At 58.9% G+C, this 12051-nt stretch carries 12 protein-coding genes; 4 read left to right on the top strand and 8 right to left on the bottom strand.

Annotated elements, in window-relative coordinates; genetic code table 11:
• Positions 1 to 30 precede the first annotated feature (30 nt).
• Positions 31 to 300 (bottom strand): DUF1488 family protein, encoded by a 270-nt coding sequence (locus tag AWB77_RS07665; RefSeq protein WP_061133819.1) that lies wholly within the window; start codon positions 298 to 300, stop codon positions 31 to 33.
• A 455-nt stretch (positions 301 to 755) separates the two neighbouring features.
• Here AWB77_RS07665 and AWB77_RS34265 point away from each other — a divergent pair, with 455 nt between their 5' ends.
• A complete protein-coding gene (locus AWB77_RS34265; RefSeq protein ID WP_074168860.1) occupies positions 756 to 1196 on the top strand; it encodes a DUF3331 domain-containing protein in 441 nt (146 codons plus the stop codon).
• A gap of 265 nt (positions 1197 to 1461) precedes the next feature.
• Positions 1462 to 1893 carry an H-NS histone family protein gene (locus AWB77_RS07670; protein WP_061133820.1) on the top strand — a complete coding sequence of 144 codons (432 nt, stop codon included), beginning with the start codon at positions 1462 to 1464 and terminating at the stop codon, positions 1891 to 1893.
• An 18-nt stretch (positions 1894 to 1911) separates the two neighbouring features.
• Here AWB77_RS07670 and AWB77_RS07675 read toward each other — a convergent pair whose 3' ends face one another.
• The 6 genes from AWB77_RS07675 to AWB77_RS07700 form a co-directional block, all read right to left on the bottom strand.
• Complete coding sequence (locus AWB77_RS07675; protein ID WP_061133821.1) at positions 1912 to 3375, bottom strand: amidase; 1464 nt, start codon at positions 3373 to 3375, stop codon at positions 1912 to 1914.
• Between the two features lie 27 nt (positions 3376 to 3402).
• Positions 3403 to 4362, bottom strand: a complete 960-nt coding sequence (locus AWB77_RS07680; RefSeq protein WP_061134076.1) for an LLM class oxidoreductase — start codon at positions 4360 to 4362, stop codon at positions 3403 to 3405.
• A 102-nt stretch (positions 4363 to 4464) separates the two neighbouring features.
• Positions 4465 to 5946 (bottom strand): monocarboxylate uptake permease MctP, encoded by a 1482-nt coding sequence (mctP, locus tag AWB77_RS07685; RefSeq protein WP_061133822.1) that lies wholly within the window; start codon positions 5944 to 5946, stop codon positions 4465 to 4467.
• Positions 5943 to 6143, bottom strand: a complete 201-nt coding sequence (locus AWB77_RS07690; RefSeq protein ID WP_061133823.1) for a DUF3311 domain-containing protein — start codon at positions 6141 to 6143, stop codon at positions 5943 to 5945. The genes mctP and AWB77_RS07690 overlap by 4 nt, the downstream gene beginning before the upstream one ends.
• Before the next feature lie 256 nt (positions 6144 to 6399).
• On the bottom strand, positions 6400 to 7143 hold the full coding sequence (gene mnmC2 / locus AWB77_RS07695; RefSeq protein WP_061133824.1) for a tRNA (5-methylaminomethyl-2-thiouridine)(34)-methyltransferase MnmC2: 744 nt from the start codon (positions 7141 to 7143) through the stop codon (positions 6400 to 6402).
• Positions 7144 to 7145: 2 nt separating this feature from the next.
• Positions 7146 to 7853: a YceH family protein gene (locus AWB77_RS07700; protein WP_061133825.1), complete on the bottom strand. Its 708-nt coding sequence runs from the start codon at positions 7851 to 7853 to the stop codon at positions 7146 to 7148.
• 426 nt (positions 7854 to 8279) lie between these two features.
• Here AWB77_RS07700 and AWB77_RS07705 point away from each other — a divergent pair, with 426 nt between their 5' ends.
• Both AWB77_RS07705 and AWB77_RS07710 read left to right on the top strand, forming a co-directional pair.
• On the top strand, positions 8280 to 9752 hold the full coding sequence (locus tag AWB77_RS07705) for a circularly permuted type 2 ATP-grasp protein (RefSeq protein ID WP_061133826.1): 1473 nt from the start codon (positions 8280 to 8282) through the stop codon (positions 9750 to 9752).
• 60 nt (positions 9753 to 9812) lie between these two features.
• Positions 9813 to 10862: an alpha-E domain-containing protein gene (locus AWB77_RS07710; RefSeq protein ID WP_061133827.1), complete on the top strand. Its 1050-nt coding sequence runs from the start codon at positions 9813 to 9815 to the stop codon at positions 10860 to 10862.
• A 10-nt stretch (positions 10863 to 10872) separates the two neighbouring features.
• On the opposite strand, the gene AWB77_RS07715 is transcribed toward AWB77_RS07710, so the two are convergent.
• Positions 10873 to 11943, bottom strand: a complete 1071-nt coding sequence (locus tag AWB77_RS07715) for a zinc-binding metallopeptidase family protein (protein ID WP_082852610.1) — start codon at positions 11941 to 11943, stop codon at positions 10873 to 10875.
• Positions 11944 to 12051 lie beyond the last annotated feature (108 nt).

Raw genomic sequence — 12051 nt, forward strand, 5'->3', positions numbered from 1 at the left:
TATGCGCCGCCGTTTCAACGAATACCGCTCTCAGGATGAAAAATCAATGACATCCAGATGAATCGAGCTGGACGGATGCGCGAGAAATTTTCGATGCACACGAGCGCTGATTCGTTCATAACCGTCGCTCAGCGCCTTCAGAAGTCGCTCGTCGCTCGCTCCTGTGGGCGCCCAGAAGCACTGTTCCAAGGCCTTGCGCGTGATATTGCATTGAATCGCCTGCTCGCGAGAGAACGCGACAAAGCTGACCGACGCGCGGTCCGCTGAGATCGTGGCATGGATCGAGAGCTCGCTTTTCATAGTTCGACAGGGGAAAGCCGGTTCATTGGATTTTATTGTGTCAGAAATCGACGAGTTCGCGCATGCTTGAAAGAGCACGAAACGTGCGCAAACGGCCAGATGCGCATCGATTCTTTCAGAAGACCTGTCGGAGAAACCGGCAAATATCAGATGATATAACCGAACGTTCGTTCCGTCCGCAGACTTTAAACGTCCGCTGATGAGTCTGGTCCCGCGGCGTCGCGAGCCACGGCTTTGACTTCATCTCAAACGCCAAGGCTGGCGCGCGTGTTCGAATATGTCCAAGAAAAATGAAAACAAAAGCATGCTCAGGTGTACTACTCTAGGAACGATTATCCGAAGCGGCGCGGCAGGCCATCCCAGTTAGCGGGTCGTGCCGCGCATTCCCCGGAATCCCACCGGCAACGCCATCCGTCTTTCGTTAAGGCGGGCGTTGTCGCCAGCAGGAGCGGAACATGAAGCATCCATCGTTGATGGATCCCTGGAGCCGTACCCTGGCAATGCTCGACAGCCGTCCGAGCCGCCCGATCGAAGCGAACGAGAAACTTGCGCTAATGCCACGATCCCTCGTGCGCAATGTTCAGGGCAAGAGTGCCTGCATGGGAACAGCCGAAGGACATTGCGTCAATATCCGCGTGCTCGAACGACTCAGCGAGTCGACCCTCTCGTTGTCGTGGCACGATCCTACGTCGTTCAATTACTCCGAGCAGGTGTGGGCGCTTTGCACTGCGCGCAAGCGCGGAACTTGTGCATTGAGCGGACAAGCGATAAGACGCGGACAACCGGTCTACAGGCCGAGGCGTGTAGGGAGTTCGGTGCCGCTCAATAGCGGCGCGATGATTCTCGCGCTGGCGTTGACGCCGTCAGAACAGGAAACAAGCCTCGTGTTGGAGTGATTCAACAAGTTTGCAGCTATGTAACGCGTGCGCAATGTACGCGTCTTTAGTCATATGACGGCGCGACGCTTTGCTGGCTTCTCGCTAATCGTCTGACGAGCGCGCAGTCGATAAGTCGACGTCACAATTGAAGTATCAAAGAGCCATCTTTCTACAGAGAATGCTTGGTGCTGGCGATATCCATATAAGATCTGCGTACCACGGCAATGTGTCGAGCAATAGGCACACACGTTGCCTCGCTCGAGCCGATTCAAGAGGAGAAACGATGGTTACATTGGCACAGCTAGAAAGTCAGATTCAAAAGCTGCAGCGTCGCGCGGACGCGATGCGCGAACAAAAGTCGGTCGAAGTCATTGCGAAGATCCGTTCCATGATGGACGAGTATGGCTTGACCACAGCGGATCTCGCTAAAGCCGGCTCAGGATCGGGCAATAAGCGCGGTCGGAAGCCGGGTACGAAGACTTCGGCAAGTTCGAAGAACGGAGCAGCAAAGACTACGCTTCCTGCCAAGTATCGCGACCCGGAATCGGGCGCGACCTGGAGCGGCCATGCACGGCCGCCGGCGTGGATCAAGGATGCGCCTGATCGCAGCGTGTATCTTATCGACGGTGCATCGAATAAGAAACGGGCGTTGAAGAAAGGCCGCGCGGCAGTGAAGAAAACTGCACGCAGGAACGCACGGAGCGCAGCCGCCTGAGCGAGCGCGTCTAAATCTTTAGCGCAACAATGGGCTGCGCGCTTTGGAGAAACCGCTTGCGCGGTCGTACGCGAGCCCGATCTGCAATACGCCCAGATCGCCTTGCGTGGGACCGATAACCTGCAATCCGGCCGGCAAACCGCCGAGGCCGAATCCGGCTGGTACGCTTAGCGCGGGCAGCGAAGCCATCGTCGCCGGTACCACGGTTTCCATCCAGCGATGGTAAGTATCCATCGCGTGGCCGTCGATGGCGTGAGGCCAATCCAATGCAGCATCAAAGGGAAAGACCTGAGCCGAAGGCATGACGAGATAGTCGAAACGGGCGAATAGCGCGTTGATCGCCTGATACCACGCCGCACGGTCGCGAACCGCACGCGAAACATCTTCGCCCGATAACTTCAGGCCACGCTCGATTTCCCATATCGCTTCGGGTTTGAGCAGATTGCGCGTGGCGTCGTTGCGGTATAAAGAAGCATTGGTGCCCGAGAAAGTCAGGCTGCGCAAATCGAGCCAGGCATTCCAGAGACGATCGAGATCGAAAGTTATCTCGGCCGCATCGACGGTGCAACCCGCCGTTTCGAAGTGACGCAATGCGGATGCATAGACATCCATCAAGCCGTTTTCCATCGGCAGATGTTTATTCAAATCGCCCAGCCAGCCGATACGTGTGCCGCGCATGTCGCGCTCTAGCGAATGGGCGAAGTCAGCGGGTTTGTCGCTTCTGCGCGAGAGAGGTGCGCGCGCATCGAAGCCCGCCTGCACGGACAGCAACAAGCCAAGATCGGAAATGTTTCGCGCAAGCGGACCGGCGACGCTGAATTGCTGAAAGAAGACATCGTCGCTCGGTGCATAAGGCACACATCCCGGCGTCGTGCGAAAGCCGAACACATTGTTGAATGCGGCGGGCGTGCGCAGCGAGCCCATCATGTCGGAGCCATCGGCGCAGGGCAGCATATTCAACGCGACGGAAACGGCAGCGCCGCCGCTGCTGCCGCCTGCCGAGCGCGACGGGTCGAATGCATTGCGCGTGGTGCCATAGATCGGGTTATAGGTATGTCCGCCGAGGCCGAATTCCGGAGAGTTCGTGCGCCCGATAAAGATTGCGCCTGCTTTGCGCATGCGCTCGAATATGACGGCATCGACTCTGGATATTTCGCCTTTGTATATGGGCGAGCCTTTGGTCGTCACCATGCCGGCGACGGGCAAGATATCTTTAGGCGCTTGCGGAAAGCCATGCAACGGCCCGAGGCTTTCGCCTTTGGATAGCTGCGCATCGCGCTCGTTTGCGAGTGCACGCAACGCATCGCGATCCCGCATCGCGACGATTGCATTGACCACGGGATTGAGGCGATCGATCTGTGCGAGATACGCATTCATCACTTCGACACACGATATCTCGCGCGCGTGAATCGAACGAGAGAGCGCGACGGCGTCGAGAGAAACGATATCCTTGTCGGGCGAGGAAGCATCGTGTGCGGTCATGTTCTTGTCGTGAATGAAGAAGCGGATTCAGCGATGAAACTCGGGAAGCACGTGAGCAGCGAGTTCTTCGATGATATCGCGCGCCGGTCTTCGGCCTGCGGCGATGTTGAGCGTCACGTGATGCGTGCCGTTGTCGCGCATCTCGCGCAGGAGCGAAACGAGTGCATGACGTCCCGCGCGATAGCCCAGCGGGATATCGGTTGCGGGCTCGTCCGCATCGTCAGCGAGATCGAGCCGCATGGCCACACCGAAGGCGCGAAAAGCGCCGGGAGCCGCGCGATCGACGGCGGCGCGCCACATGCTATAGCGTCCACGCTGTGTTTGCGGTTCGCGATGATAAGTCATCCAGCCAAGCGAATGACGCGCGATCCAGTCGACGCTCTGACCGCCCGATCCGACCGCGAGCATAGGAATGGCAACGTCGTGGCGAGGCAAGAGATAGAACTCAGGCGCGCCGTCGGGTGTATCGTCCGGAATCACGCGAGAAGGCACGCCGACGGCCGCGGCCAACGTTTCCCAATGGCGTCGATACAGATCGCGCCGGTCATCGGGATTGCGGCCGAATGCGGCGTATTCCGGCGGACGGTCGCCCGAACCAAGACCCAGAATGAAACGTCCACGAGATAACGTGTCGACGGAAATCGCGGCTTTCGCGACATGAAGCGGATGTCTCAGCGTCAGTACGATTGCGCCGCTGATAAGCGCGATGCGTTCGGTATTCGATGCCAGCGCGCCGAGCAGCACCCACGGATCGAGATGCCCGACCGGGTCGGGATAGTCGATGCTATTGAGCGGCACGTCGCGCACCCAAAGCGCGCGATAGCCGAGTTGATCGGCGTGGCGCGCGAGTGCTATCTGCTCATTGAAGTCAACGATGCTTTGGTCGTCGCGCGTGATCGGCAATGTGATGCCGACAGATAACTTGTCTTGCGCAAACACCGCATTCGCGATGGCAGACGAGGCCGGGTTGTTTTCGCTGGCGTTCATGACACGCATTGCGTCAAGGAAAGGGCTTGACGCCGATGGTATCACCGTACATGCAAACACTGCCCGGCGCGCGAGCACCGGACAGCGTGAAGCGTCGCGCTTTCAAGCCACGGCCACTATGCTGCGCCGCGTAACGAGCGACACGACATACGTCACGACGATATTCACGACGAGCGCGATCAGGCCGATATAAACCGGCCACGAAGCATCGCCGACATGTACGACATAGACCGGCTTGAGCCCTTGCGAGATCGCGAGACCGGTTCCCAACGCGATGCCGAAGAGCCAGCCGAGGAAAAGGCCGGGCGTCGTCAAGCGGCGCGTATAGAGCGAGAACACGATGGCCGGGAAGATCTGCAGAATCCACACGCCGCCGAGCAATTGCAGATCGATCGCGTATTGCGTCGGCAAAAACACGATGAACAGCAATGCGCCGAACTTCACGACGAGCGATACGAGCTTTGCAGTCGATGCTTCGGCAGCCGATGACATATCGGGCGAAACGAGCGGACGCCACAAGTTACGCGTGAACAGATTCGCCGCGCCGATCGACATGATCGCCGCCGGCACGAGCGCGCTGATCGCAATCGCCGCTGCGGCAAAGCCGACGAACCATGACGGAAACAGCGTGCCGAACAATGTCGGCACGACATCCGATGCGGACTTCACATGCACGCCCGCCGCGATCGCCATATAGCCGAGCAGCGCAATCAGACCGAGCAGCAGCGTATAGGCAGGCAGGAAGATGGCGTTCTTGCGCACCGTGGTCGCGGATGACGAAGAGAGCACTGCCGTCATCGTATGCGGATACATGAATGCGGCAAGCGCCGAGCCGAGCGCGAGCGACGCATATGCCGTGAATTGACCCGGCTTGAGAATGATGCCCGTCGGGCCGCCTTTCGCCTTGAAGTATTGATCGGCCGAATCGAATACATGGGCATAGCCGCCGAGCTTCGAAGGAATGAACCAGACCGCCGCGATCACGACGATATAGATCATGATGTCCTTCACGAAGGCGATCATCGCGGGCGCGCGCAGGCCGCTGGTATAGGTATAGAGCGCGAGAATCACGAACGCGATAATGAGCGGCAACTCGCCCGTTACGCCTAGCCCTTTGATAACTACTTGCATGCCGACGAGTTGCAGCGCGATATAAGGCATCGTCGCCACGATGCCTGTGATGGCGACCGCGGCCGGAAACCATTTGCCGCCGTATTCGCCCTGTACGTAATCGGCGCCGGTGATGTGATTCTTCGCGTGCGCGATCTTCCATAACTTCGGCATCACGGCGAACACGAACGGATAGACGATGATCGTATAAGGCAGCGCGAAGAAGCCGTAAGCGCCGACGGAATAGACGAGCGCCGGCACAGCAATGACGGTATAGGCGGTATAGAAGTCGCCGCCGACGAGAAACCATGAGATCAGCACGCCGAACTGGCGGCCACCCAAGCCCCATTCGTGAAGCTGCGTGAGATCCCCGCGTTTCCAGCGCGCGGCAAAGAAACCGACGACCGTTACGAGCGCAAAGAACGCGATGAAGATGGTCATCGCAACCGGATCGACTGGCGTGAGATCGTTCATTTCATGCCCCTGTAGACCACATAAAGCAGGAGCGAGGTAAGCGGCACCCACAAGAACTGATACCAGTAGAAGAACGGGAAGCCCGCAAGAGAAGGACGCGTGTCGTTATAGAACGGCAGCCAGAGCAATGCGACGTACGGAATCAATAGCGCGACCCAGAGCCAGGGGCTGCGCGACGCGTCGTTGTTGGGTTCCAAAGCTATTCTCCTCATGATTCAGCGCTGATAAGAAGTCGCCGGCGCGCGGTCTCGACGTCTTTTTGCAATGCGATGACATGCCGCGCCGCCAACGGGTGCGGATTATCCAACTTATTTCGCTTTGTTGCCGAACGCCAGGAACTCAGAGAAGACTTGAGTGAACGCGTGCTTACGCAATGCTTTCCACGTATTGCTGTATCGGCGATTCAATAGCAATGTCGATGCAAAAAAGGCCTTCAGATTGCATCATCGATAATTACGATTCGATGACGTATCGGATGTGCGCTCGCTTGCCGACGAGCATCGCACGCTTGCCGCCGAAGCCCGCGACCTTGCTATAGGCGAATCCGCTTTCGACGAGCGCGCGCTTGACCTGACCCGCGCTGGTGTAGGTCGCGAAGGTGGCATCGTAGTTGGACATGCGTGCCAGCGATGCGAACACTTGAGGCGTCCACATGTCCGGATTCCTGGCCGGCGCGAAGCCGTCGAGATAGATTGCGTCAGCGGTGAAGCCAAGGTCGGCGAGGCGCGGCAAGATATCGGCGGCATCGCCGAAAGCGAGCGTCAACGTGACCGCGCCCGCCGAAAATGCAAGCCGATGGAGGCCGGCCTCGAGCGGCGGCCATGCTGAAGCGAGCGCATCGGATAACGGCGCGAAGGCGTCTTCGTCGATGATCGCTGCGTGTGCCGCGCGCAAATCGTCGGCACTGAATGGATATTTCTCGATCGATAGGAATTCAAGCATTGACGGACGATGCGCTGCTTCAAGCCATGCTGCCCACGTCGCAAGAAAATTGACGCCCATGCCGAAGCCGGTCTCGATCACAGTGAAGCGCGGGGTGCCGCGCCAGCGCGCGGGCAGGCCGTTGCCCTTCAGAAAGACATGGCGTGCTTGCGCCAGCGCGCCCGCCGCGCTGTGATAGATATCGTCGTGACGCGGCGAGTAGGGAGTTCCGTCGTCGCGAAACACGAGCGGTGCCGATATCAGCGGCTCGCTCATCCTCAGGCGTCGGGCGACGATTGATTCAAGGTTATGCCCAGTTCGCTCGCCATTTGCTGAACCATCGCACGCAGTTGAATGACTTCATGCGTGAGGCGCTTCTGCTCGGATTTCAGCGCTTCGAACTCGGAGAGGGAGAAAGAGTCTCCCGCTTGCGATTCGCGCGACGGCAGATCGCTCGCGCTCACTTCGCCACATAACAGATGCATCCAGCGGCTTTCCCGCTCGCCGGGTGTGCGCGATAACTTCACGACACGCGGTGGATCGTTGGCGGCAAGTTCGTCGAGAAAGCTTTCGACCGATGATATGTCCGCGAACGAATGCAGCCGCACGCTGTTGGCGCGCAATTCCGCCGCCGTTTGCGGGCCGCGCAGAAAGAGCGTCGCGAGCAGGGCAACCGACTGGCTCGGCACGCCGAGCACGCGATTCACATTGTGTTCGAAGCGCGGCACGCGGCTGCTGCTTCCTTCGATGACGAGACTCAGACGCTTTAGGCCATCGATGGTCGTCAGCACTTCGTCCTCGCTGACATTCATCACGGGCGAGCGGGCTGTTTTCTGATTGCATCCCGCGGTTAGGGAATTCAACGAAAGAGGATAAGTGTCCGGCACGGTATGCTGTTTCTCGACGAGCACGCCGAGCACGCGTGCTTCGAGAGGCGTGAGTTCGCGCAGGGCTGGACGGGGTGCGGCTTCGGAAGGCGTGTTCATAGGCGTGAAGGACGTGCTGTAAGACGCCTATGATACCGGCGACACGCAGCATATCCGCAATTCGCGCACCGCCTTGCAGCATGAACGTCATACGCTATACGTGCAGTGCGCAGGCGTTATGCGCTCATTTGGTGCAGAACGACAAACTTGATCGTGCAACAGTGCTTTATATAAGGAATCGAACCGTCTATAACATTGGCATTGAAGTTGCTTTTTCTGATTCGGCACTGGGCTGCCTGCGCAATCGATGCGTCACACGAAACCCGTGTGACGAACAAGGCCATCGCGCTTCGAGGTCGCCTATCGGCGCATCCGATGATACGGATGCGTCGCGTCTTTCGGGCTCTTCAAGCATCTTGCGAGTGCAACCAGAATACGAGCGAAGGGAATCGCCACCCCGCATGCACTTCATTTGGAAGACCGGCTATGACGCAAGCATTCTTCAACGAGATGTTCGAGCGCGACGATCTGCAAGCGCGCGGCGTGTCGGCGGAAGCATTTCGCGGCGTGGGCGATCCACGCACGCATTACCGCGACTTCATGACATGGCTCACCGCGCAGAGCGAGCAGCAGATCGATCTCAAGCGCGCGGAAGCCGATCTCAACTTCAGGCGCGTTGGCATAACATTCGCGGTCTATGGGACGAGCGATCTTCCCGGCATCATTCCGGAGCGCACGATTCCGTTCGATGTCATTCCGCGCATCTTTCCCGCCGATGAGTGGCGATCATTGGAGCGCGGCTTGCGGCAGCGCGTCAACGCGCTCAATCGCTTCATCCACGATATCTACCACCAGCAGGACATCATTCGCGCAGGCATCATTCCCGAAGCGCAGATACTAGGCAACGCGCAGTATCGTCCTGAGATGCGCGGCGTCGATGTCGCGCGCGATATTTACGCGCATATCGCGGGCATCGATATCGTGCGGGCGGGACAGGGCGAATTTTATGTGCTGGAAGATAACCTGCGTGTCCCGTCAGGCGTTTCGTACATGCTCGAAAACCGCAAGATGATGATGCGGCTATTCCCCGATCTCTTCGCGCGCAATCGCGTTGCGCCGGTTGCGCATTATCCGGACTTGCTGCTCGATACCTTGCGCGCCGCCGCGCCTGCCGGCGTCGAGAATCCGAACATCGTCGTGATGACGCCGGGCATGTATAACTCGGCGTATTTCGAGCATGCGTTCCTCGCGCAGCAAATGGGCGTCGAGCTCGTCGAAGGACAGGATCTCTTTGTCGACGACGAATGTTTGTATATGCGTACCACGCAAGGCCCGCAGCGTGTCGATGTGATCTATCGACGCATCGACGACGACTTTCTCGATCCGCTCGTGTTCCGGGCGGATTCCGCGCTCGGCGTGCCGGGATTGATCGGCGCCTATCGTGCGGGCAATGTCTCGTTATGCAATGCGGTCGGCACCGGCATCGCGGACGACAAGTCGATCTATCCATATGTTCCGGACATGGTGCGCTTTTATCTCGGCGAGGAACCGATCCTCAATAACGTGCCGACATGGATGTGCCGCAAGCCCGACGATCTCAAGTACGTGCTCGATCATCTTCCCGAACTTGTGGTGAAGGAAACGCATGGCGCGGGCGGGTACGGCATGCTGGTCGGCCCGGCGTCTACGGCGGCGCAGATCGCGGAGTTTCGCGCGGTGCTCGAAGCGCATCCTGAGAAATACATCGCGCAGCCGACGCTCGCGCTTTCCACTTGTCCCACCTATGTCGAAGCAGGCATCGCGCCGCGTCATATCGACTTGCGTCCGTTCGTGCTTTCCGGAACCGAAGTGCGGATGGTGCCGGGCGGTCTGACGCGCGTCGCATTGCGCGAAGGCTCGCTCGTCGTGAATTCGTCTCAAGGCGGCGGCACGAAGGATACATGGGTGCTAGAGCGCTGAACGATGTTATGAAGAAAGCACTGCGCCGTTAAAGACAAAGACAAACAACCGGGAACACCCATGCTGAGCCGTACCGCGGATCATCTCTTCTGGATGGCGCGTTATACCGAGCGCGCTGAAAATACTGCCCGGATGCTCGACGCGAACTATCAGCTCTCGCTTCTGCCGCAATCGGATGAATATGCGGAACTGGGCTGGCGCGCGATGCTTTCGATATCGGAGTTGAGCGGCACCTTCTCCGCTGCGCATCACGGCATGAAAAGCCGCGACGTGATCGACTTCATGGCGCGCGATCTGTCAAATCCTTCGTCGATCGTGAGTTGTTTGCGCGCTGCGCGCGAGAACGCCCGCGCGGTGCGCAGCTCGACCAATAGCGAGCTATGGGAATCGCTCAATACGACATGGCTCGACTGTCAACGCATGCTCGCCGATGGCATTCTCGAGCGCGAACCCTATACCTTTTTCGAGTGGGTGAAGTTTCGCTCGCATCTCTCGCGCGGCGTACAGCTCGGCACGCTCGTGAAGGACGATGCGTTTTATTTCATGCGTCTCGGGACTTTCATCGAACGCGCGGACAATACGGCCCGCATTCTCGACGTCAAGTTCGAAATGATGGAGCAACGTGCCGATACATCCGCACAACCGTTCGATTATCACCACTGGGTCGCGGTGCTCGGTTCGGTGTCGGGACTGGAAGTCTATCGCCGGGTTTATCGCGACGTCATCACACCGGAACGCGTGGCGGGACTGCTGATTCTTTATGGCGACTGGCCGCGTTCATTGGCGGCGAGCATCGCGGAGGCGGAACTACTGATCGGGCATGTGACGAAGGGGCGCGATACGGAAGCGACGCGGCTTGCGGCGCAATTGAGTTCGGAGCTGAAGAACGGAAGCATTCGCGACATCCTGCGAGGCGGCTTGCATACCTATCTCGTCGACTTTCTCGCGCGCGTGAACGATCTCGCGAGCCTCGTGAGCCGCGAGTTTTTATTGCCCATCGCGCCAGAGCCGCCGACACAGACGCAATCGCAGTCGACGTCGCCTTCCCAGTCGCAATCGCAGTCGACGTCGCCTTCCCAGTCGCAAACGCAGTGGCAGAGCAAAGGTTAAGCGCGTGAAGTCAGCGTTTGGCCGCCGCCGCGACGACGCGATGCACGAAGCGCAGCTTGTCGATGACGGCCGGCGCGAGCGTGAACGGATAGCCATCCGGCATGCCGAGGCTTCGATTCAGGCTGTTCAGAACATACGTGAGCGGGAACCAGCGTTTCATCAGGTTATCGAACGTGGTTTCCTCGACCGGCGTCTGGTCGGTGAGCGTGGGTTCGTGAGGGCTATCGGGAACGAGTACGAGGCCGCACGAAACGGCAGTGTCGAGCGTATCGACGATGTGCAGATAATGCGCCCACGTTTCCGCCCAATCCTCCCACGGATGCATCGTGGCATAGGCGCTAATGAAGTTGTCTTCCCATTGCGCGGGCCGACCTTCTTTGTAATGGCGATCGAGTGCGGCGGCGTAATCGGCTTGCTCGTCGCCGAATGCGGTCCGAAATGGTGCAACGCGCGCCGTGTCGCCGATCAGACGATCGAAGAAATAGTGCCCCGATTCATGGCGGAAATGACCGAGCAGCGTGCGATACGGCTCGTGCAATGCAGAGCGTGTCTTCTCGCGATACGCGTCGTCCGCTTCGGCAACGTTGAGCGTGATGATGCCGTTGTTATGTCCGGTCATGACGCCGTGGCCCTGCGAATCGGCTTCGAGAAATTGAAATTCGAGGCCGCGCTCGGGATCCTCCTGGCGCGACTTCACCTGCAAGCCGAGTTCGGAGAACGTGTAGAGCAGCCGGCGCTTGGCGGCTTCGATGCGATACCAATAGAGGCGGTTCTCCGGATTCGAAAGGTTGGGAATGGTGCTCGTCAACTGGCACGAACAGCAGAGCGCGTCGGGCGATTCCGCGTCGGTCGCGGGAACGACCCAGTTGCAGACGTTCTCGACCGCGTAATTGTGGCAGGGCCGATAGAGAAGATCTTTCGCAAGCGGATGCAGGCTGCGCCAGGTGCCGTCATCGGCGTCCTCGAAAGCACTGATCTGATTGATCTCGGGGATATAGCCGAGCCGCGCGCCGCAGTTCTCGCAATGCGTGTTTTCGAAGAATACGAGCTGGTCGCAACGGTTGCAGTGGAAGGTCTTCATCGTGTGATCGGCGGGAGTGGAGTTGCGCGAGTCCGGTGCGCGCTGTCGGCGGTTCAGTCGCAAACATCGTGCCCCGACAAGATTGTTCCATCCATGACAGGCAGAAAA

Source organism: Caballeronia fortuita (assembly GCF_001544835.2).
Taxonomy (GTDB): Bacteria; Pseudomonadota; Gammaproteobacteria; order Burkholderiales; family Burkholderiaceae; genus Caballeronia; species Caballeronia fortuita.

Coding starts and splice junctions, on each gene's coding strand:
- AWB77_RS07665 (WP_061133819.1), bottom strand. CDS start 300: ATGAAAAGCGAGCTCTCGATCCATGCCACGATCTCAGCGGACCGCGCG.
- AWB77_RS34265 (WP_074168860.1), top strand. CDS start 756: ATGAAGCATCCATCGTTGATGGATCCCTGGAGCCGTACCCTGGCAATG.
- AWB77_RS07670 (WP_061133820.1), top strand. CDS start 1,462: ATGGTTACATTGGCACAGCTAGAAAGTCAGATTCAAAAGCTGCAGCGT.
- AWB77_RS07675 (WP_061133821.1), bottom strand. CDS start 3,375: ATGACCGCACACGATGCTTCCTCGCCCGACAAGGATATCGTTTCTCTC.
- AWB77_RS07680 (WP_061134076.1), bottom strand. CDS start 4,362: ATGAACGCCAGCGAAAACAACCCGGCCTCGTCTGCCATCGCGAATGCG.
- mctP (WP_061133822.1), bottom strand. CDS start 5,946: ATGAACGATCTCACGCCAGTCGATCCGGTTGCGATGACCATCTTCATC.
- mnmC2 (WP_061133824.1), bottom strand. CDS start 7,143: ATGAGCGAGCCGCTGATATCGGCACCGCTCGTGTTTCGCGACGACGGA.
- AWB77_RS07700 (WP_061133825.1), bottom strand. CDS start 7,853: ATGAACACGCCTTCCGAAGCCGCACCCCGTCCAGCCCTGCGCGAACTC.
- AWB77_RS07705 (WP_061133826.1), top strand. CDS start 8,280: ATGACGCAAGCATTCTTCAACGAGATGTTCGAGCGCGACGATCTGCAA.
- AWB77_RS07710 (WP_061133827.1), top strand. CDS start 9,813: ATGCTGAGCCGTACCGCGGATCATCTCTTCTGGATGGCGCGTTATACC.
- AWB77_RS07715 (WP_082852610.1), bottom strand. CDS start 11,943: ATGAAGACCTTCCACTGCAACCGTTGCGACCAGCTCGTATTCTTCGAA.